The organism is Rhodococcus sp. C26F (assembly GCF_053345925.1).
In genome coordinates, this window is record NZ_JBKFBA010000003.1 from 255,924 (window position 1) to 277,089 (window position 21,166).

The 21,166-nt window shown below is 71.2% G+C and carries 15 protein-coding genes; 12 read left to right on the plus strand and 3 right to left on the minus strand.

Features of this window, described 5'->3' with window-relative positions; all coding sequences use genetic code 11:
- The 8 genes from ACLBYD_RS06435 to ACLBYD_RS06470 form a co-directional block, all read left to right on the plus strand.
- Positions 1–435 (plus strand): DUF3152 domain-containing protein (locus tag ACLBYD_RS06435; RefSeq protein WP_447815804.1); only part of this gene is annotated, 435 nt, incomplete at its 5' end.
- A gap of 54 nt (positions 436–489) precedes the next feature.
- On the plus strand, positions 490–1,722 hold the full coding sequence (gene moeZ / locus ACLBYD_RS06440) for an adenylyltransferase/sulfurtransferase MoeZ (protein ID WP_447815805.1): 1,233 nt from the start codon (positions 490–492) through the stop codon (positions 1,720–1,722).
- 75 nt (positions 1,723–1,797) lie between these two features.
- Entirely contained in the window at positions 1,798–2,652 is an 855-nt protein-coding gene (locus ACLBYD_RS06445) for a TIGR02569 family protein (RefSeq protein WP_026061392.1), read from the plus strand.
- Positions 2,653–2,774: 122 nt separating this feature from the next.
- Positions 2,775–4,229: a nitrate/nitrite transporter gene (locus ACLBYD_RS06450; RefSeq protein WP_039584791.1), complete on the plus strand. Its 1,455-nt coding sequence runs from the start codon at positions 2,775–2,777 to the stop codon at positions 4,227–4,229.
- A gap of 29 nt (positions 4,230–4,258) precedes the next feature.
- A complete protein-coding gene (gene nirB / locus ACLBYD_RS06455) occupies positions 4,259–6,775 on the plus strand; it encodes a nitrite reductase large subunit NirB (RefSeq protein ID WP_447815806.1) in 2,517 nt (838 codons plus the stop codon).
- Between the two features lie 89 nt (positions 6,776–6,864).
- Entirely contained in the window at positions 6,865–7,299 is a 435-nt protein-coding gene (gene nirD, locus ACLBYD_RS06460; protein ID WP_060651360.1) for a nitrite reductase small subunit NirD, read from the plus strand.
- Positions 7,296–8,435, plus strand: a complete 1,140-nt coding sequence (locus ACLBYD_RS06465; RefSeq protein WP_447815807.1) for a uroporphyrinogen-III synthase — start codon at positions 7,296–7,298, stop codon at positions 8,433–8,435. The genes nirD and ACLBYD_RS06465 overlap by 4 nt, the downstream gene beginning before the upstream one ends.
- The gene (locus ACLBYD_RS06470; RefSeq protein ID WP_447815808.1) at positions 8,432–9,160 is read left to right on the plus strand and encodes a sirohydrochlorin chelatase; all 729 of its coding nucleotides are present in this window, start codon (positions 8,432–8,434) and stop codon (positions 9,158–9,160) included. Before ACLBYD_RS06465 ends, ACLBYD_RS06470 begins: the two co-directional genes overlap by 4 nt.
- Before the next feature lies 1 nt (position 9,161).
- On the opposite strand, the gene ACLBYD_RS06475 is transcribed toward ACLBYD_RS06470, so the two are convergent.
- Positions 9,162–10,898: an NTP transferase domain-containing protein gene (locus tag ACLBYD_RS06475; protein ID WP_447815809.1), complete on the minus strand. Its 1,737-nt coding sequence runs from the start codon at positions 10,896–10,898 to the stop codon at positions 9,162–9,164.
- Between the two features lie 94 nt (positions 10,899–10,992).
- Between ACLBYD_RS06475 and ACLBYD_RS06480 the strand changes: the two genes are divergently transcribed.
- Positions 10,993–11,406 (plus strand): DUF6412 domain-containing protein, encoded by a 414-nt coding sequence (locus ACLBYD_RS06480; protein ID WP_447815810.1) that lies wholly within the window; start codon positions 10,993–10,995, stop codon positions 11,404–11,406.
- Entirely contained in the window at positions 11,372–13,237 is a 1,866-nt protein-coding gene (locus ACLBYD_RS06485; protein WP_447815811.1) for a DUF6297 family protein, read from the plus strand. Before ACLBYD_RS06480 ends, ACLBYD_RS06485 begins: the two co-directional genes overlap by 35 nt.
- Here ACLBYD_RS06485 and ACLBYD_RS06490 read toward each other — a convergent pair.
- Both ACLBYD_RS06490 and ACLBYD_RS06495 read right to left on the minus strand, forming a co-directional pair.
- The gene (locus ACLBYD_RS06490) at positions 13,196–13,537 is read right to left on the minus strand and encodes an MGMT family protein (RefSeq protein WP_413767150.1); all 342 of its coding nucleotides are present in this window, start codon (positions 13,535–13,537) and stop codon (positions 13,196–13,198) included. The two genes, ACLBYD_RS06485 and ACLBYD_RS06490, sit on opposite strands and share 42 nt — an antisense overlap.
- Positions 13,538–13,540: 3 nt before the next feature.
- Positions 13,541–14,326 (minus strand): alpha/beta fold hydrolase, encoded by a 786-nt coding sequence (locus ACLBYD_RS06495; RefSeq protein ID WP_413767151.1) that lies wholly within the window; start codon positions 14,324–14,326, stop codon positions 13,541–13,543.
- Positions 14,327–14,481: 155 nt separating this feature from the next.
- Between ACLBYD_RS06495 and ACLBYD_RS06500 the strand changes: the two genes are divergently transcribed.
- Both ACLBYD_RS06500 and ACLBYD_RS06505 read left to right on the plus strand, forming a co-directional pair.
- Positions 14,482–17,808: an ATP-dependent helicase gene (locus ACLBYD_RS06500; RefSeq protein ID WP_447815868.1), complete on the plus strand. Its 3,327-nt coding sequence runs from the start codon at positions 14,482–14,484 to the stop codon at positions 17,806–17,808.
- Positions 17,805–21,161, plus strand: a complete 3,357-nt coding sequence (locus tag ACLBYD_RS06505; RefSeq protein WP_447815812.1) for an ATP-dependent helicase — start codon at positions 17,805–17,807, stop codon at positions 21,159–21,161. Before ACLBYD_RS06500 ends, ACLBYD_RS06505 begins: the two co-directional genes overlap by 4 nt.
- Positions 21,162–21,166: the final 5 nt, after the last annotated feature.

The following is a 21,166-nucleotide window of genomic DNA, read 5'->3' on the forward strand; positions in this document are numbered from 1 at the left end:
CCGCGGAGCTGGATCGGCGACGAGGCCGTCGCCTTCCGCCGCGTCGACACCGGCGAGCCGGACTTCCGGATCTCCCTCACCTCGCAGATGACCATCCGCGAAGGATGCGGCTACGACATCCCGCTCGAGGGATCGTGCTTCAACCCCTCGATGGAGCGGGTGTTCCTCAACGAAGCGCGGTGGGTGCGCGGGGCCGTCGCCTTCCAGGGCGACATCGGGTCGTACCGCCAGTACGTCGTCAACCACGAGGTCGGCCACGCCATCGGCCTGGCGCAACACGACGCCTGCACCACCGACGGCGGCCTCGCGCCGATCATGATGCAGCAGACCTTCGGCACCGCCAACGACGACATAGCGCGCTTGGACCCGGGTGGCGCGGTCCCTGCCGACGGGGCGCGGTGCCGGTTCAACCCGTGGCCGTACCCGCGGGCGTAGGCGCCGGGCACGGTCGTCGACGGGCGGGGCGGGGGTGCAGCACCGAATGGCACCATGGACGGTGACGCAGGACGCATCGCGACAGGAGAACCCGTGACCGCAACGACACCGTCGACGCGCCGATCCCTTCCGCCGCTGGTGGAACCCGGCCCGGAGCTCGGTCACGAGGAGGTCGCCCGGTACAGCCGTCACCTGATCATCCCGAACGTCGGGGTCACCGGTCAGCGACGGCTGAAGAACGCGCGGGTGCTGTGCATCGGCGCCGGTGGGCTCGGTTCGCCCGCACTGCTGTATCTCGCGGCGGCGGGCGTCGGCACGATCGGCATCGTCGAGTTCGACGACGTGGAGACGTCGAACCTGCAGCGTCAGGTGATCCACGGTCGCTCCGATGTCGGACGACCCAAGGGGGAGAGCGCCCGCGACAGCATCCTGGCGATCAACGACGGCGTCACCGTGCGGCTGCACGAGGCGCGGCTGGAGTCGAGCAACGCCGTGCAGTTGTTCGAACAGTACGACCTGATCCTCGACGGCACCGACAACTTCGCGACCCGCTATCTCGTCAACGACGCCGCCGTCCTCGCCGGCAGGCCGTACGTGTGGGGCTCGATCTTCAGGTTCGAGGGCCAGGTGTCGGTGTTCTGGGAGGACGCCCCCGACGGTCGCGGCCTGAACTACCGCGACCTCTACCCCGAGGCGCCGCCGCCGGGAATGGTTCCCTCGTGCGCCGAGGGCGGTGTGCTCGGTGTCCTGCCCGGCACGATCGGCACCGTCATGGCCACCGAGGCGATCAAGCTCATCACGGGGATCGGGGAGCCGCTGCTCGGCCGACTCATGATCTACGACGCGCTCGCGATGTCGTTCCGCACGGTGACCCTGCGCCGCGATCCGGGACGGGAGCCGGTCACAGAACTCGTCGACTACGAGGCCTTCTGCGGGATCGTTCCCGACGCCGCCGCATCGGCGCGATCGGCCGTCACCCCCACAGAACTGCGCCGCATGCTCGACGAGGGCCGCGACCTCGCGCTGATCGACGTGCGCGAACCCGTCGAGTGGGAGATCGTCCGCATCGACGGTGCCCGGCTCGTGCCGAAGGACCGCATCCTCTCCGGGGAGGCCCTCGCCGACCTGCCGCAGAACACCCCGATCGTGCTGTACTGCAAGACCGGTATCCGCTCGGCCGAAGCGCTCGAAGTCCTTGCGCGAGCAGGTTTCTCGGATGCGACGCATCTGCACGGCGGCGTGATCGCCTGGGCGCAGCAGGTCGACACCTCGCTGCCGGTCTACTGACGGTGACCTCGTTGTGACCTGAAACAGCGGAGTGCCTTCCCGATCCGGGCGGTTTGCGGAGGTAGGTTGAGCGTCGTGAGCTCACCCGAACCGCCTCAGCACGTGTGCTCCACATTCGGTCTCCGCGATGTCGAACCGGTCCCGCTCGGGCCCGACTGGGACGGAGGTTTCCGGTGTGGGGACGTCGTGCTGTCCCGTGTCGCCGATCATGCCCGCGCGGCCTGGTCCGCCAAAGTGCGGGAGACCCTGACCGTCGACGGCGTGCGGCTGGCGCGCCCGGTGCGGTCCACCGACGGCCGCTACGTGGTCTCCGGATGGCGCGCCGACACCTACATCGTCGGCACGTCCGAGCCCCGGCACGACGAAGTGGTCTCGCTGTCGCTGCGGCTGCACACCGCCACCGCGCAGCTCGAACGTCCCCGTTTCCTCATGCAGCCACCCGTCGCACCCTGGGAGGACGTCGACGTCTTCGTCGCGGCCGACCGCGCGGCCTGGGAGACCGTGCCCCTGCGCAGCGCCCGCGCGGCGGGGGCGCCCGAGACGGTGACCCCCGACGGCCGTAAGAGCCTCGACCTGATCAACCAGCTCGCGACCTTCCGCAAGCCCGTGCACCTGCCCGACCAGCTCGTCCACGGCGACCTGTTCGGCACCGTCCTGTTCGCCGGGCGCGCGGCACCCGGGCTGACCGACATCACCCCCTACTGGCGTCCGGCCTCGTGGGCGGCCGCCGTCGCCGTCGTCGACGCACTGTCGTGGGGCGGTGCCGACGAAGGGCTCATCGGTCGCTGGGAGGACCTGCCGGAATGGCCGCAGATGCTGCTGCGCGCGGTCATCTTCCGTTTGGCCGTGCACGCGCTGCACCCGCGCTCGACCGAGGACGCCTTCCCGGGCCTGGCGCACACCGCCGACCTCGTGCGGTTCCTCCTGTAACACCTCACAGGGCGGCCGGGGCCGGGGTGAGCAACTCTTGACGCGACGGTCACCGCGGGCAGCACCGTAGCAACACCCGTTTCCTACCTTGGGGATCAACACGGACCCGAGGAGGAACGGCGATGACGACCTTCATCGAAAAGGAAAGTCTCAGAGACAAATTCGCGCGCAAGCACAACATCGAGCGGTGGGACGCCGAGGATGTGGAGGCGTGGGAGGCCGGCGGCAAGCAGGTCGCCAAGCGCAACCTGATCTGGTCGGTGATCGCCGAGCACGTCGGCTTCTCCGTCTGGTCGATCTGGTCGGTGATGGTGCTGTTCATGCCCACCGAGGTGTACGGCATCGACGCCGCCGGCAAGTTCTTCCTGGTCGCCGTCCCCACGCTCGTCGGCGCGATCCTCCGCATCCCCTACACCGTCGCCACCGCCCGCTTCGGTGGCCGCAACTGGACCATCTTCAGTGCCCTCGTACTGCTGATCCCCACCATCGGGGCGCTGTACCTGATGCTGAACCCGGGCCACTCCTACACGACGTTCATGCTGGTCGCGGCACTTGCCGGTGTCGGCGGCGGCAACTTCGCCTCGTCGATGACCAACATCAACGCCTTCTACCCCCAGCGACTGAAGGGCTGGGCCCTCGGACTCAACGCCGGCGGCGGGAACATCGGTGTCCCGGCGGTCCAGCTGATCGGCCTGCTCGTCATCGCCACCGTCGGCAACACCGAGCCCTGGATCGTGTGCGCGGTCTACCTGGTCCTGTGCGCCGTCGCCGCGCTCGGCGCCGCCCTGTTCATGGACAACCTCCGTGATCAGAAGGCCGACCTGCGGGCCATGGGCGCCGCGCTGAAGTTCCGCGACTCGTGGATCATCTCCTTCCTCTACATCGGCACCTTCGGTTCGTTCATCGGCTTCAGCTTCGCCTTCGGTCAGGTCCTGCAGATCAACTTCCTCGCCGGCGGCGACACCCCCGCCCAGGCCGCACTGCACGCCGCGCAGATCGCCTTCATCGGCCCGCTCCTCGGATCCATCTCGCGCCCGCTCGGCGGAAAGCTCGCCGACCGCATCGGCGGCGGGAAGATCACCCTCTACACCTTCGTCGCGATGGCCCTGGCCGCCGCGGTGCTCATCGTCGCCGGCACCCTCGACGACCGCACCACCGGCGCCGCGACCGGCGGTGTGCTGACCGCCATGGTGCTCGGCTTCATCGCCCTGTTCCTGCTCTCCGGGCTCGGCAACGGCTCGGTCTACAAGATGATCCCGTCCATCTTCGAGGCCCGTGCGCAGGATCTCGACGAACTGGATCGCGACGAGAAGGCCGCCTGGTCGCGCAGCATGTCCGGTGCCCTCATCGGCTTCGCCGGTGCCATCGGCGGACTCGGCGGCGTGGGCATCAACCTCGTCTTCCGCGCCTCCTACGGCGGCGAGGCGCAGTCCGCGACGATGGCCTTCTGGGTCTTCGCGATCTTCTACCTCGTGTGCATCGCGGTGACCTGGTTCGTCTTCCTCCGCCGCCCGAACACCACCCCCACGAGCGAGCCGTCCACCGAGGCTCCCGCCCCGGCCCGCGTCGCAGTCTGACCGATCCCGGCACGAAGAAAGAGAACATCATGAGCCGCAAGAACGTCGTCGTCGTCGGACACGGAATGGTCGCCCACCGCTTCGTCGAAGCCCTGCGCGTCCGCGACGAGCAGAACAGCTGGTCGGTGACCGTGCTCGGCGAGGAGGCCGACGCTGCCTACGACCGCGTGGGACTGTCGTCCTACGTCGGAGCCTGGGACCGCAAGGAACTCGCCCTCGCCGGAAACGATTACGCAGCAGACGATCTCGTCGACCTGCGTGTCGGTACCCGCGCCGTGGGAATCGACCGCGCGGCCCGCACCGTCACCACCGCCGGCGGCGACGTTCTGCCCTACGACAGCCTCGTCCTCGCGACCGGCTCGTACCCCTTCGTGCCGCCGGTGCCCGGCCACGACCTGCCCGGCTGCTTCGTCTACCGCACGCTCGACGATCTCGACGGCATCCGCGCCGCCGCCGAACGCGCCAAGGCCGCCGGTCTCGCCGGCATCGTCATCGGTGGTGGCCTGCTCGGACTCGAAGCCGCCAACGCGTTGCGCCTGCTGGGCGTGACCCCGCACGTCGTCGAGTACAACAACCGGCTCATGCCCGCTCAGGTCGACGAGGGCGGCGGCCGCGTCCTCGAGCGTCTCGTCACCGACCTCGGTCTCGTCACCCACACCGGCGTGGGCACCGAGAAGATCGAGTCCGGACCGGAAGCGCTGCAGGTGACCCTGTCCGACGGGACCGTCCTCGAGGCCGGACTCGTGATCTTCTCCGCCGGCGTCCGTCCCCAGGACGAGCTCGCCCGCGAGGCCGGACTCGAACTCGGCGGCCGCGGCGGTGTGCTCACCGACCGCACCTGCCGGAGCACCTCGGACGAGACCGTCTATGCCATCGGTGAATGCGCCGCCGTCGAGGGCACCTGCTACGGACTCGTCGCGCCCGGCTACAGCACCGCCGAGGTCGTCGCCGACCGGCTCGTCGGCGGCACCGCCGAGTTCCCCGGCGCCGACCTGTCGACGAAGCTCAAGCTGCTCGGCGTGGACGTCGCGAGCTTCGGCGACGCCCACGCGACGACGCCCGGCGCGCTCGAGGTCGTGCTGTCCGACTCCGCGAAGGGCACCTACGCCAAGCTCGTCGTCTCCGACGACGCCAAGACCCTGCTCGGCGGCATCCTCGTCGGCGACGCCTCCGCCTATGGCGCGCTGCGACCGCTCGTGGGCCGCGAACTGCCGGGTGATCCGGCCACGCTGATCTCCCCGGTGGGGGAGAAGCCGGGCGCCGGCGCGCTGCCCGACGACGCCGAGGTGTGCTCGTGCAACGGTGTCACCAAGGGCGCGATCTGCGGTGCGATCTCCGAAGGCGCCTGCGACATCGCGCAGATCAAGTCGTGCACGAGCGCCGGCACCACCTGCGGCGGTTGCCTCCCGAGCATCAAGCAGCTGCTCGCCCAGTCGGGTGTGCAGATGTCGAAGGCCCTGTGCGAGCACTTCGAGCAGTCGCGCGCCGAGTTGTTCGAGATCGTCCAGGCCACCGGCATCCGCACCTTCTCGGCGCTCATCTCCCAGTACGGCACCGGACACGGCTGCGACATCTGCAAGCCGGTGGTGGCCTCGATCCTCGCGTCCACCGACTCCGACCACATCCTGCACCCCAAGCAGGCCGGTCTGCAGGACACGAACGACCACTTCCTCGCCAACATCCAGAAGAACGGCACCTACTCGGTCGTGCCGCGCATGCCCGGTGGCGAGTGCACCCCCGAGCAGCTCATCGTGATCGGTGAGGTGGCACGCGATTTCGGTCTCTACGTGAAGATGACCGGCGGTCAGCGCGTCGACCTGTTCGGTGCCCGCGTCGAACAGCTCCCGCAGATCTGGAAGCGTCTCGTCGACGCCGGCATGGAATCCGGGCAGGCGTACGGCAAGTCGCTGCGCACCGTCAAGAGCTGCGTCGGCTCCACCTGGTGCCGCTACGGCGTGCAGGACTCGGTCGGGATGGCCGTCGCTCTCGAATTGCGTTACCGCGGACTGCGATCGCCCCACAAGCTCAAGATGGGGGTGTCGGGATGCGCCCGTGAGTGCGCCGAGGCACGCGGCAAGGATGTCGGTGTCATCGCGACGGAGAACGGCTGGAACCTGTACGTGTGCGGCAACGGCGGCCAGTCACCCAAGCACGCACAGCTCCTCGCCGGTGGTCTCGACGACGAGACCCTCGTCCGGTACATCGACCGGTTCCTGATGTTCTACATCCGCACCGCCGACCGGCTCCAGCGCACCGCTCCGTGGCTCGACGCACTCGAGGGCGGCCTCGAGCACCTCGAGGAGGTCGTGTGCGACGATGCCCTCGGTATCGCCGACGATCTCGAGGCTGCGATGGCCAAGCACGTCGAGGGCTACAAGGACGAGTGGGCCGGCGTCCTCGAGGATCCGGAGAAGCTGGCGCGGTTCGTCTCGTTCGTCAACGCGCCCGAGCAGCCCGACCCCACCGTCCGCTTCGACGACAGCGGCCCCCGCAAGGTCCCCGTCCTCGTGGGTATGCCGGGCATCGGACCCGGAACCGGGGCGTGACGACCGCTTACCCCGAGGGAACGAGCGGGTAACGCGCTCGAAACACCGGGCACCCAAACTTCAGGACAGCAGTTTCAAGGAGGACAGCGATGACCGTCATCGAGACGCATACCGTAGGGGGATCGACGCGCGACAGCGTGTTCGACGGGCGGCTGGAATGGACCTCGGCCTGTCCGCTCAGCCATCTCATTCCGGGTCGCGGCGTGGCCGTGCTGCTGCGCGGCGGCGAGCAGGTGGCCCTGTTCCTGCTCGACGACGGAACCCTGCGCGCAGTGGGCAACTTCGATCCGTTCGGCCGCGCCGCGGTGATGTCCCGCGGCATCGTGGGCGACCGGGGCGGAGAGCCCACCGTGGCCTCGCCGCTGCTCAAACAGGTCTTCTCCCTCGATGACGGCCGGTGCCTCGACGATCCGTCGGTGCGTCTGCCCGTCTACGAGGTGCGCGTGTGGGCGGGAGTCGTCCAGATCCACAGCCTCGTCCCGCGCGACCGGCGGCACGAGGATGCGACCGGAGAGGGTTCGTGAGCGACGACAACGCGCCGTTGCGGGGATTCACCATCGGCGTGACGGCAGCTCGGCGTGCCGACGAGTTCGCCACGCTCCTCACCAGGCGTGGCGCCGAGGTCGTGCACGCGCCCGCCATCCGCATCATCCCGCTGTCCGACGACGACGAGCTCGAGCGCGTCACCCGCTGCATCGTCGCGCAGCCCCCGGACATCACGATCGCCACCACGGCGATCGGGTTCCGCGGGTGGATGGGTGCTGCGGAAGGTTGGGGACTCGTCGACGACCTCGCGCAGGCACTCGGCTCGAGTCGGATCCTCGCCCGTGGCCCGAAGGTCACGGGCGCGATCCGGGCCGCCGAACTCCGCGAGGAGTGGTCTCCTTCCTCGGAATCGTCCGCCGAGGTGCTCGAACTCCTGCTGAACGAGGGTGTCGCCGGCCGCCGCATCGCGGTGCAGCTGCACGGTGAGCGCACCGAATGGGAACCCGGGACCGACGTGTGCGAGGCGCTGCGTGCTGCGGGCGCCGACGTCGTGCCCGTCCCGGTCTATCGGTGGACGCCCCCCGAGGATCTCACCGCGCTCGACCGGATGATCGAGCAGATCGTCGAACGCGGACTCGACGCCGTGAGCTTCACCAGCGCACCGGCCGTCGCGTCGATGCTCATGCGGGCCAAGGAGACCGGCTGGCTCGAGCCGATGCTTCGGTCGCTGCGTACCGGCGTCACCGCGGTGTGCGTCGGTCCCGTCACCGCGGCACCGCTCACCGAACTCGACGTGCCCGTCAGCATGCCCCACCGCTCCCGGTTGGGTTCGCTCGCCCGGCACATCGCCGAGGAACTTCCCCGGCGGGCCGTGCGCATCGAGGCCGGCGGTCACGTGCTCAGCCCGCGAGGACGCTGCGTGATCGTCGACGGCACCGTGCGGTGCCTTCCCCCTGCCGGGATGGCCCTGATGCGCACGCTCGTCGCGCGCCCCGGTCTCGTCGTCTCCCGCGAGGAACTCCTCGCTGCTCTGCCCGGTGGTGGCGGCGACACCCACGCCGTCGAAACCGCGGTCGCCCGGGTGCGCTCGGCTCTCGGCGCACCGGCGATCGTGCAGACCGTCGTCAAGCGCGGCTACCGCCTCGCCGTCGACCCGGAAGGAATGCATTCATGACCGGTACACACACCGACCCGGCGCTGTTGCTCGTCGCGCACGGCACCCGCAATCCGCGCGGTGTCGACATGATCGCGGCGCTCGCCGATGCCGTCTCCTCCCGCGTCGGCCCCACCCGTGTCGCCTTCGTCGACGTCCTCGGCCCGTCGCCTTCGGAAGTCCTGCACGGCACCGATCGTCCGACCGTGCTCGTCCCCGCCTTCCTCGCCTCCGGCTATCACGTGCACACCGACGTTCCGCGCGAGGTCGCGGCCGGTGGGAACGACGCGGTGACGATCACCCCCGCGCTCGGTCCCGATCCTGCTCTCGCCCGTGTCCTCGTCGAGCGGTTGCGGCAGGCCGGCTGGGTCGAGGGCGACGACGTCGTCCTCGCGGCAGCCGGCTCCTCCGACCCTCGCGCCCGCCGCGACGTCCACGTGACGGCCCGCATGGTCTCGTCGCTCGTGCAGACCCCGGTGCGGGTCGGATGGATCGCCACCGGCGAACCGCGGGTCGCGACCGTCGTGGACGAGGTCCGTGCCGGCGGCACGCGCCGGGTGTTCGTCGCGTCCTATCTTCTCGCCGACGGCCTGTTCCACCGCCGCCTGTCGGAGGTCGGCGCCGACGGCGTAGCTGCGCCGATCGGTGTCGCCGAACCCGTCGTCGACCTCGTGGCCCGGCGCTACCGCTCCGCAGTCGACGCGTTGCGCCTCGCTCCCGTGGGAGCGGCTCGCCACCGCGACTGAATCAGCGGGGGAGCGGCAACAATTCGACGCGATCGCCGTCCACCGCTCCCGGTGGCACCACGGCGATCGCGCTGCGCCCGATGAGGCCGGCGAGATGCGCCGTACGAATCGTGTTGTCGCACAACCATCGTCCCTGCGCGTCCTGGCGGGCGGGGAGCAACCGCGTGATGTCGCCGACGACCTCCGAGGCATTCGCCAGCGGAGCGGTCACAGGAGTCGGCGGGGTGCGGAGGGTGCGGCCGTCGGTGATCGCAGGCAGCAGCACCAGCAGCGTCGACACCGCTGCCACCGGGTTCCCGGGCAGTCCCAGCACGGCACGGCCGTCCGGCAGCGTCGCCGCGACCTGCGATCCGCCGGGCTTGCAGCGGACCCGTTCGACGACCACCTGCGCGCCGGCCCGCGCCAGCGCACCGCGCAACTGATCGGCGGCGCCACCGCCCGTCGCGCCCACGATGATGATCGCATCGGCGTCGGTGCCCGTGAACAACGCGTCGAATCCGTCCGCGGTGTCGCGGAGATGCCCTTCACCGACCACCGTGGCGCCGCACCAGCGGACGAAGTCCGGGAGTACCGGACCCAGCGAGTCGCGCGTCTGCCCCTCGCGCAGAGGGCCGGTGCGACGGATCTCGTCGCCGGTGAGCACGATGTGCACACGCAGCGGACCGCGCACCCGAAGCTCGGTGACCTCACCGCTGGCGGCCGCGGAGACGACCGCCGGGCTCACGGCGGTGCCGGCCTCGGCGAGGACCGTCCCCGACTCCCAGTCCTCCCCGCGGCGACGCGCGTCGTCGCGCACGGGTGCATCGGGCAGGCGGGTGACGAGACTGCCCTCCACGCGGACGAACTCGTCGCGCACGACAGCGGTCGCGCCGGCCGGCAGATGGGCGCCCGTCGCGATCCGGGCGGCCTCCCCGTCGCCGAGCGTGAGCGAACCTCCGTCACCGGCGTAGCGGATCTCGTTGCGCAACAACCACGGTCCGTCGCCCGCCACCGCGTAACCGTCCATCGCCGAGGTCCGGACGCGAGGCAGCGCCTCCGCCGCGACGAGCGGCGCCGCCAACGTGGCGCCCCGCGCCTCCTCGACCGGCACGGTGCGGGAAGACAACGGCGACAACGCTTCCCGTAGGATTCTCCGCGCCTGGTCCGGATCGGCAGCCACACGGGCGGTCGCGGATCCGGCGCGCGCCGCCTCCAGATCGGCCGGGGTGTCGCAGTCGGTCGCTTCGGACACCGCGACGGTGACGTACCGCTCGGGCAACAACGCCTTCATGGGCCGGTTCGCGACGTCTCCACCGAGAGAGTCCAGACGCGCGGCCAGCGCCGGTGTCCGCCACGCGGCGAGCAGGAACTGCACCCGGCCGGTGTCGTCCACCGCGAAGGCGGCCTCGGCCGTCGCATCCTCGTTCAGGGCCTCCAGCAGGGCCGCAACCGTCGTCGGTGTGACGAACGGAAGGTCGGCGGCGAGAGTGACCACGAGATCGGCGACCGGATCCGCCGCTGCCAGCGCCGCGACCGGACCTGCACCGGACGGTGTCTCCTGGATCTGCAGCACGTGGGGATCGAGATCGTCGCGGTGCGGACCCACCACCGTCACCCGCGCGCACCCCTCGACCGCGCCCAGGGCGGTGTCGAGCATCCTGCGGCCGCCGACGGTCAGAGCGGGCTTGTCGACGCCTCCCATGCGGGTCGCGCGGCCTCCCGCGACGATCACGGCTTCGACGTGGGTGAGCGTGCTCATGTCTTCATGCTGCCTCATCCGCCGCGCTCGTGATCGTCTGTACTCGCCGTGCTGTAACCGATCGCACTGCCGTGTCGCGGATAGACTGCCGGGTATGTTCTTCGGTTGGCGGAACGGCGCGGCGGTGTTCGTCGTCCTCCTGTCCTGGCTCGTCGCCGCGGTCGTTCCGGTCACTGCGGTCTCCACCGGCGACACCGCCGGACTGCTCCTCGGTCTGCTGGTGGTGGTCGTCGCAGCACTCGCGTTCGTCGCCGCAGCGGAGGATCCGCTGTTCGCCTTCGGTCGCAGCATCCGGGGCCCGACCTCCGAGGAACGACGTCTGCGCGGCGGGTTCCGCCGCCACTCCCATCCCGACACCGCCGGACGGCCACGTCCGCGCTCACCCGGTTCTGTCCTCGCCCTCGACACTCCGTCCGACGAGGAACACCGGGAGATCTTCCGTCTCCGATCCCTATCCGCACGGCACACCCGCCGTGTCCGTCCGCAACGCCCACCGCTCGTTCGGTGACCTGACCGTCTTCACCGGGGTGGACATCGACGTCGCCCCCGGCCGATGTTGCGCCGTGGTCGGCGCGAACGGTACCGGTAAATCCACCCTGCTCGGATGCGTCGTCGGCGTCGACCGACTCGACGACGGCGTTGTCGAGATCCACGGCGTCCCCGTCGACGAGAGCTCGCCGACGCTGCGACGGCAGGTCGCCGCAGTCCTCGGCGACGTCGCGACATTCGCGCATCTCACCGCACACGAGCACCTGCAACTCGTCGCCACCGGTCACGGCGTGACCGACCCGTTCGACGCGGCGACACGGGTTCTCCAGGAGGTCGGTCTCGCTGCGTCGGCCGATCGACTGCCGCCGACCTTCTCGAGCGGGCAACGCCGCCGGCTCGCGCTGGCCTCCGCGCACGGTGCTGATGGTCTCGCACGATGCCGCGTTGGTGGATGCGGTCGCCGACCAGGTGGTGGAGGCGGACCGATGGCGCTGACCGGAACCGTCCGCAGTGCGCGTGATCTCCGCGCGCTCCGTCACGCCTTCGAGCGCCGGCACGCTCCGCTCACGGATCGTCCGGCTCTCGCCGCGCTGGTCGTCCTCGGCGTGTACGTGGGCGGGGGACTGGCGTGGTGGTTGTTCTCCCTGCCGTCGACGACCTTCGCGTGTGCGGACCCGATCGTGCGCGATCCGGCGTGCACCTCGGCGTGGGGATGGACGGTCGTCGCGATCGCGGTTGCTGCGGGGACGGCGTCCGCTCGGACCGCAGGCCCGGTGACGTGCGGTGCCGAGACGGCGTTCTGGCTGCTGTCCACGCCGGTGGATCGCGGTGCGGCACTCCGGCCGAGGGTCGCGGCGCTCCTGATCTGCGGTGCGATCGCGGGTGCTCTCGCGGGACGGTTCGCGACCTTCGTGACCGCCCCGGAGGGACGCGTCGCGTTCATATGTCTCGCCGCCGCTCTCGGTGTCGGTGCCCTCACCCTTCCGATGCTCGTGCAGTTCCGGATGCTCGCGCCCGCGGTCGTGCGGGTCGTGATCGGGCTGTGTCTCGTCGCCGTTCCGGGAGTGGTGGCGGTCGCCGCCGTCGGCGTCACGGTGCCACCGCCGGGACCGTTGATCGTGGTGGGGGCGTGGATCGCCGTTGCGGCAGCGGCGGTCTCGGCGTTGCGTCGGTGCGACAGGATCGCTGCGCCGGAGTGGAGGGCGGGATCGGACACCGCGGTCGGTGTGTCGGCGTCGTTCACGGCACTCGATCCGTCGCTTTTGGCAGGCGTGGTCGAGCGGAAGGTCTGGTTGCGCATCGGATCCCGCCGCTCGCGGGCCTTGCCGCGCCGCCGGATCGCGGCACTCGTCCGTTCGGATCTGCTCCGCCATGTCCGTAGGCACACACCCGTGCTCGTCGTGTGCGTGGCGCTGCTCGGCGTCGCGGTGCTGATGTCGGTCGTATCGCCGCCGGCTGCTGCCGTGGTGCAGCTCGTCACCGTTTTCACCGTGGCGACGATCTTCGGTGCGGGTCTGCGCGACGTGAGCCGCGACCCCGATTTCGCCGTCCTGCTCGGTACGCGCGATACGCACCTGCATCTCGCGCTCTCGGTCGTCCCGGGGTCGGCCGCGCTCGTTGCCGCTGCGGTGACGGGGTTCGCCGGGAGTGCGTCGACGGCGAGCGTCGTGCTCGGGCTGCTCGGTGGGTGCGCGGCCGCCTATCGGATGCGCACTCGACCTCCGATCGGGTACGACGGCCTGATCCTCGAGACGGCCGTCGGGCAGATCCCGGTCGATCTGCTCCGCCAGTGGGCGCGGGGACCGGACCTACTCGTCGTATGCGCCTGGCTCGCCGCCGTGCTCGCCTGAGCGTGGCGGGAACCGGTGCCGTGCCCGGGCGAGATCGATCCGGTCGCCGGAGATGGGGACGCCCTCGAGTTCGAGGCGCGCGAGTTGCCGGCGTGCGAGGTGCGCGGCCGGTCGTCCGGAGGCGGGGACCACGCGATGCCACGGCAGGTCGGCGGAATCGGTCCGCATGATCCAGCCGACGGTGCGTGCACTCGACAGGCCCGCGGCACCGGCGATGTCGCCGTAGGTCACGACCCGGCCCGCGGGCACGGAGGCCACGAGTTCGCGGACCCGCTCGATCTGCTCGTCCGTGGTGACCACCGGCTACACCATCCGGGCCACGAGTTCGGCGGTCTCGGCGGGACGGGCCTGGTCGATCATGTGGTTGCAGTCGAATTCGAACAGGGTCAGGTCGTCGCCGAGTCGTTCCGCGAGGTCGCGACGGAAATCCGCCGTGGTGTACGGGGGCTGCACCTTCCCGGCCTGCACGAAGATCGTCGGGATACCGGCCGGTGGCAGGACGGGTCCGCGGGCCAGCTCGCCCCACGAGGTCACCAGCGCCGGTACGCAGATCCGCCAGTTGACGCGCCCCGAGTCGAGTTCGACGAGGTGTTCGGCGATCTCCTCGTCGAGAAGCTCGGGTGCCACCTCCCCCCAGTCGCCGTGGACCTTCTCGGCCCGCGCCTCCGCCTCGTCCGTGTAGTCGGGATTGTGGAGCGTGAGGTCGGCGATCTCGAGCATCCGGTCGGCCGGGAGACCGATCGCCGGATCGAGGAGCACCAGCGCCCGCACCCGGTCGGGCACCGCGGCGGCGAGATGCAGCGCGAGGGCACCCCCGAAGGAGTGGCCCACCACGGTGACGGGGCCGGTGGTGTGCGCGTCCAGCACGGCCGTCAGATCGGCGACGTGGGCCTCGAACGACCACGGGGGAGTCCACGGCGACCGGCCGTGGCCCCGCAGGTCCGGAGCGACGAACCGCAGGTGGGGAAGGTGCCGTTCGGCGAGGTTGCGCCAGCGTCGGCCATGACCGGTGAGTCCGTGCAGGGCGAGGACCTCCGGTCCGTCGTCCGGCCCGAACAGATGGGTGTGCAGAAGCTCCGTGGCACTCACGCCGACCACTATCCCAGTCGTGGCCACGCGGTGTGCCCCCGGACGCTGTCGTACCCGTCTGGTGGGATGGGGTCATGCTCGACGTCGATACCGGCACCCCCGACCTGCGCCCACCACGGGCGCAGGTCACCGACCTGCCTGCCACCGTCTCGCGCATGTCCGAACCGCAGATCCCCGATCGCGTCCGCCGCCCGGCCGCGCGCCTGGTGCGCAGGTCCGCCGAGGCGCCGGTGGCCCGCGAGTGGCCCGACGACGTGCGAGTGCTGTTCGACGACGCCCCGCCTTCCCTCCGCTGGCGGCCGTGGCAGGTCCTCGGCGGTCCCGGCACGGGCAAGACGTCCCTGCTGGTCGATCTCGCGGTCCACCGCATCGCTAGCGGGGCCGATCCCGAGTCGGTGCTGATCCTCACCCATTCGCGGCGGGCCGCCACCGCCGTGCGCGAGGCGATCACGGCCGGTCTGATCGCGCTCGGCGACGGCGCTGTGCCCCGCGCGACGCGCGAGCCGCTTGTCCGTACCGTCCACTCCTACGCCTTCGCGGTGCTGCGGTTGCAGGCCTCGGCGCACGGCAATCCACCGCCGCGCCTGATCACCGGCGCCGAGCAGGACGCCGTGCTGCGCGAACTGCTGCGCGGCGACATCGACGACGGCGCCGGGATGTGGCCCGAGCGGTTGCGTCCGGCACTGGGCATGACGGGCTTCGCCGTCGAACTGCGCGACCTGATGCTGCGCGCGAACGAGCGCGGTCTCGGCCCGGAGGATCTGGTGGCCCTCGGGGAGCGCCGCAATCGACCGGAGTGGGTCGCGGCCGGGCGTTTCGCGGAGCGCTACGAGCAGGTGATGCTGCTGCGCGGTGCCGTCGGTCTCGAAGCTCCGGAGGCCACCGCTCCGGCACTCGACGCGGCCGAACTGGTCGGTGCGGCGCTCGCGGCGTTCGCGACCGATCCCGATCTGCTGGCCGCCGAGCGCGGCCGCATCCGCCATCTGCTCGTCGACGACGCCCAGCATCTCGATCCGCAGGCCGCCGACCTGGTCCGCGTGATCGGTACCGGCACCCGCACGAGCACGATCGCCGGCGACCCCGATCAGGCCGTCTTCGGCTTCCGCGGCGCCGACACCTCCTTCCTCGAGAGCCTCGGCGAGGCCGACGGATCGCGCCGGATCGTGTTGGGTGTCAACCATCGTGCCGCTCCCGAGGTGGCGTCCCTCGCCGACGGGATCGCCCGCAGACTGCCGGGCCTGCCACCGCACCGGGGTATGGCCGGGCACCGTGTCGAGGAGAGCGATCCGGGGCAGGTCCGGGTGGCGGTGTGTTCGTCGCAGGCCAAGGAGGCGGCACTGGTCGCCGACACCCTGCGCCGGTCCCATCTCGTCGACGGTGTGCCGTGGTCTCGGATGGCGATCGTCGTGCGGTCCGTGCCGCGGGTACTCGCTCCGCTGCGTCGCGCGCTGCTCGCGGCGGGCGTCCCGATGACGACCGCCGCGTCCGAACTCCCGCTGGCCCGCCAGCACAGCGTCGCAGGACTGCTCCTCGTGCTGCGCGCGGTGTCCGACAGCGGCTTCGGAGGCGACGAAGCGCTCGCCCTGCTGTCCGGGCCCATCGGCGGTGCCGAACCGGTCGCGCTGCGCAGACTGCGGCGTGGCCTGCGGCGGGTCGAGCTCGCCTCGGGCAACGAACGCGACTCCGCCGAACTGCTGCGCATCCTGCTCACCGAGGGCGACGACAGCACCGAGAACGCGCATCTGATCCGCGGGCTGACGGACGTCGAGGCCGCCCCGCTGAAGAAGGTGCTCGGTGTGCTGCGCAAGGCTCGCTCGGCGGCCCTGCGTGGGGGCGGTCTCGAGGACGTGCTGTGGGAGGCGTGGCAGGCCACCGGACTCGAACGGCGATGGGCCGCCGCGTCGGCCTGGGGTGGGCCGATCGGGGCGCAGGCCGACCGCGATCTCGACGGCGTCGTGGCCCTGTTCGACGCCGCAGCCGACTACGTCGACCGTCTGCCCCGCGCACACATCGCCGGGTTCGTCGACTACCTCACCGAGCAGGAGATCCCCGCCACGGCCCGCACCCGTGTCGCCGCCGAATCCGAAGCGGTCACGGTCGTCAGCGCGCACTCCGCCGCCGGTCGCGAATGGGACGTCGTGGTGGTCGCCGGTGTCCAGGAGGGCCTGTGGCCGAGCCTGCGCGCACGCGGCACCCTGCTCGGCATCGAAGCTCTGATCGACGCCGTCTCCGGCGCCGACGGCGGCGACGAGGCCGGTGCACGGCTCTCGCGCACCGCACCGCTGCTCGCCGAGGAGCGGCGCCTGTTCCTCGTGGCGTGCAGTCGCGCCCGCACCCACCTTCTGGTGACGGCCGTCGATTCGGTGAGCGGCGACAGCGAACTGGTCCGTTCCCGTTTCGTCGACGAACTGCGCAGTGCCGACACCGACGAGCTCGATGCGTCCGACGATCTCCTCGCCGAACCCGTGCCCGACGAGGTCCGCACCCGCGTGCTGGCCCTGCCCGCGCTCGTCGCCGAACTGCGCAGCGTGGTGTGCGATCCGGAGATCGCCGAGACCGAACCCGAACGACAGCAGCGCGCCGCCCAGCAACTCGCGCGGCTCGCGCGCGCCGGGGTCCGCGGCGCCCACCCCGACGACTGGTACGGCACGGCCGATCCCAGCACCGCCGACCCGCTGTGGGATCCCGACGACGACGCGGTGCGGTTGTCGCCGTCCACGGTCGAGCAGCTCACGACCTGCCCGCTGCGGTGGATGTTCGAGCGCCACGGCGGTTCCGACGGCGAGAACAGCCACGCCGTCACCGGCACCCTCGTGCACACCCTCGTCCAGGCGCTCGCAGGGCGGATCCCGCCCGACCGCATCGACCAGGCCCTCGAGAAGGCATGGGACTCGGTCGATCTGGGTGCCGAATGGTATGCCCGCCGCGAGCTCGAACGCACCCGCCGCATGCTCGACACCTTCTCGACTTGGCTGCAGGGCACACGCGGAGAGCTCACCGAGATCGGCGTCGAGATCAAGGTCGACGGCATCCTCGAACCCGAGTCCGACGACAAGCCCCGCGTGCGGCTCCGCGGTCGCATCGACCGGCTCGAACGTGACGCCGAGGGTCGCCCGGTCGTCATCGACGTCAAGACCGCGAAGAACCCGGTGTCGAAGGACGCCGCGCGCGATCATGCCCAGCTCGCCGCCTACCAGGTGGCCGCGGCGGCCGGCGCGATCGAGGGCGAACCGGCATCGGAGCCCGGTGGCGCGCGCCTGGTCTTCGTGGCCAAGCCCCACAACAAGGAAGGCGCGACGCAGCGCGTGCAGCCGCCCCTCGACGAGGACGGTCTCGCGCAGTGGCGGGAGATCATCCACGACGCAGCGGCCGCGACCCGCGGCCCCCGCTTCGTCGCGAGGGTCAACGACGGGTGCCGGCACTGCCCGGTGCTGTCGAGCTGCCCGGCACACGACGAAGGCAGGCAGGTGACAGGGGAATGAGTGCACCACGGGTGAGCGCGAAGCGCCTGGCGGAGGCACTGGGACAGTTGCCGCCGACGACCGAGCAGGCCGCCGTCATCGAGGCCCCGCCCGGCCCGATGCTGGTCGTCGCCGGAGCCGGTGCCGGCAAGACCGAGACGATGGCCGCGCGGGTGGTGTGGCTCGTCGCCAACGGTCTCGTCGAACCCGAGCAGGTGCTGGGCCTGACCTTCACGCGTAAGGCCGCGCAGCAGCTCACGGCCCGCATCCGGGCGCGCCTGGCCAAGCTCGCAGGATCGGCGCTCCTGCGCGACCTCGACCCGAGCGGTGGGCTGCGCGCGCGGATCCTCGGCAGCGAACCCGAGGTGAGCACGTACCACGCGTACGCCGGTCGCCTGCTCACCGAGCACGGTCTGCTGCTACCCATCGAACCGTCGGCGACCCTGCTGTCCGAGACCGAGCTGTGGCAGGTCGCGCACCGCGTGGTCAGCTCGTGGGACGGCGAACTCGACACCGACCGCAATCCCGCATCGGTGACCGAGGCCGTTCTCGCACTGTCCGGCCAGCTCTCCGAGCACCTCGTCGAGCCGGATCTGCTGCGCGACGCCCACGTCGAACTCGAACAACTCGTGCACACCCTCCCGCCCGGCCCGGGGCAGCGCGGAGCACCGTCGAAGACGCTGCTCGGCTACCTCGAGACCCAGCACGCGCGGTTGCAGTTGCTTCCGCTCGTCGAACGGCTGTCCGAGACACTGCGCCGCGAAGGTGCTCTCGACTTCGGGAGCCAGATGTCGCTCGCCGCGCGGGTCGCCCGCGATCACCGCGAGGTGGGAGCCGGGGAGCGGGAACGATTCCGGGCCGTGCTGCTCGACGAGTACCAGGACACCGGGCACGCCCAGCGCGTGTTGCTCGCCGCCCTGTTCGGCGGTGGCGCCGATCCCGGTCTCGCGGTCACCGCGGTCGGCGATCCCATGCAGTCCATCTACGGCTGGCGCGGCGCGTCGGCCGCCAACCTGCCGCGGTTCGCGACCGACTTCCCGGCGGCCGACGGCGAGCCGGCACCCACCCGCGAACTGCTCACCAGCTGGCGCAATCCGCCGCAGGCCCTCGAACTGGCGAACGTCTCGTCCGAACCTCTGCGCGATCGCGGGGTGTCGGTCAGCCGGTTGCGTCCCCGCCCCGACGCGACCGCCGGCGACGTCCGCCTCGCGCTGCACTCCGACGTCGCGGTCGAACGCGACTGGGTCGCCGACCGGATCGCCGACGAGTACGCCGCCGCCCGCGAGGGCGGCCGCACACCGCCGACCGCTGCGGTCCTCGTCCGCCGCAACGCCGACGCCGCGCCGATCGCCGAGGCTCTGCGCGCCCGCGACCTTCCGGTCGAGGTCGTCGGCATCGGCGGGCTGCTGCACACCCCGGAGGTCGCCGACGTGCTCGCGATGCTGCGTCTGGCGGCGGATCCGCTGGCCGGGAGCGCGGCCGTGCGGGTGCTCACCGGTGCCCGCTGGCAGCTCGGCGCCGCCGACCTGAAGGCACTGTGGGAGCGCGCCCAGGAACTGGCCATCGCGGGACGCTGGGGTGTCACCGGCGCGGTGACCGATCCCGACGCGCTCGAGGACGCACTCGATTCGGCGCTGCCCGGTGAGTACGCCGACCAGGCCGGTCTCGCCGATGCGATCTCCGATCCCGGCGACAGCAGCCGCTATTCCGAGTTCGGCTACGCGCGCATCGTCGCGCTGGGCCGCGAGCTGACCTCTCTGCGCGAGCGGCTCGGCCAGCCGCTCACCGAACTCGTCGCCGAGGTCGAGCGTGTGCTCGGTATCGGCATCGAGACCGAGGCCCGCGTGGGCAGCAGGCGCGGTGTCGCCGGCCGTGAGCATCTCGACGCCTTCGCCTCCGTCGTCGCGTCCTACGCGGGACGGACCAACGCGACGCTTCCCGGCCTGCTGTCCTACCTCGCCGCGGCGGAGGAGATCGAGCAGGGGCTCGCGCCCGGTGAGGTGGAGGTCGACCCCGACCGCGTGCAGGTCCTCACCGTCCACTCGGCGAAGGGCCTCGAATGGGAGGTCGTCGCGGTGCCGCACCTGGCCGCCGGGGTCTTCCCGTCGTCCACGGCCGCCGCGACCTGGCTCGGCTCGACGACCGAACTGCCCCCGCATCTGCGGGGCGACCGGGTGCTGCCCGACGACGATCCGTACAGCACCGACGGTGTGCCCGTGCTCGACCTCGACGACGTCTCCGACCGCAAGATGCTCGAGCGGGCCATCGACGCCCACAAGGACGCGCTCAAGCGCCGCAAGCTCGACGAGGACCGCCGGCTGTTCTACGTCGCTCTCACCCGCACCGAGCGAGCACTGTTCGTCTCCACCCACCACTGGGCCGACACCGGATCCGAACCGAAGGGGCCCTCGCCGTTCCTCGAGGAACTGCACGAGATCGTCACGGCCCGGCCCGAACTCGGTGCGGTCGACCACTGGGCTCCGGAACCCGAACCGGAGGAGGAGAACCCGCTCACGGCCTCACCGCGCAGCGCACTGTGGCCGCGCGACCCGCTCGGTGCCCGGCGCACCGAGGTCGAACGCGGCGCGGCACTGGTCCTCGCCGAGTTCGACCGGACCGACCTCCCGACCGAGTACGACGACGATCCCGACGAGTGGGCCACCGACGTCGATGCGCTCCTGGCCGAACGCGAGCAGCGCGCCGAGCAGAGCGCCGAGGTGGTGCTGCCCGTACAGCTGTCCGTCAGTCAGCTCGTCGATCTCGCCACCGATCCTGATGCCCTCGCTGCCCGTCTGCGTCGTCCGTTGCCGTTCCGGCCCAATCCGCTCGCGCGTCGCGGCACCGCCTTCCATGCGTGGCTCGAGCGCAGATTCGGCGCGACACGTCTGCTCGACCTCGACGAGCTTCCCGGTGCCGACGACGAGGACGGCGACGATTCGCACTTCGACCGGCTCCAGGAGGCGTTCCTGCGGTCGAAGTGGGCGTCGCGCAACCCCGTCGATGTCGAGGTGCCGTTCGAAACGGCCCTGGGCGGCACCGTGATCCGCGGACGCATCGACGCCGTCTTCGAGGATCCGGACGGGGGTTGGACGGTCATCGACTGGAAGACCGGCGCCGAACCGGAAGGTGAGAAGCTCGCCGCGGTGGGTGTGCAGCTCGCCGCCTACCGGCTCGCCTGGGCCCAGTTGATGGCGGCGCGGACCGAGCGGCTCACCGGCCGACCGGCCGAACTGCCGCTACACAAGGTCCGAGCGGCCTTCCACTACGTCCGCACCGGACGCACCGTCGCCCCCGAGGAACTGCCGAATGCGGCGATGCTCGAACGCCTCGTGCTCGAGGCGGGGAATCTGCGAGGGCGTGCCGACGGCGAGTGACGCAA

Coding starts and splice junctions, on each gene's coding strand:
- moeZ (WP_447815805.1), top strand. CDS start 490: ATGGACGGTGACGCAGGACGCATCGCGACAGGAGAACCCGTGACCGCA.
- ACLBYD_RS06450 (WP_039584791.1), top strand. CDS start 2,775: ATGACGACCTTCATCGAAAAGGAAAGTCTCAGAGACAAATTCGCGCGC.
- nirB (WP_447815806.1), top strand. CDS start 4,259: ATGAGCCGCAAGAACGTCGTCGTCGTCGGACACGGAATGGTCGCCCAC.
- nirD (WP_060651360.1), top strand. CDS start 6,865: ATGACCGTCATCGAGACGCATACCGTAGGGGGATCGACGCGCGACAGC.
- ACLBYD_RS06470 (WP_447815808.1), top strand. CDS start 8,432: ATGACCGGTACACACACCGACCCGGCGCTGTTGCTCGTCGCGCACGGC.
- ACLBYD_RS06475 (WP_447815809.1), bottom strand. CDS start 10,898: ATGAGCACGCTCACCCACGTCGAAGCCGTGATCGTCGCGGGAGGCCGC.
- ACLBYD_RS06480 (WP_447815810.1), top strand. CDS start 10,993: ATGTTCTTCGGTTGGCGGAACGGCGCGGCGGTGTTCGTCGTCCTCCTG.
- ACLBYD_RS06500 (WP_447815868.1), top strand. CDS start 14,482: ATGTCCGAACCGCAGATCCCCGATCGCGTCCGCCGCCCGGCCGCGCGC.
- ACLBYD_RS06505 (WP_447815812.1), top strand. CDS start 17,805: ATGAGTGCACCACGGGTGAGCGCGAAGCGCCTGGCGGAGGCACTGGGA.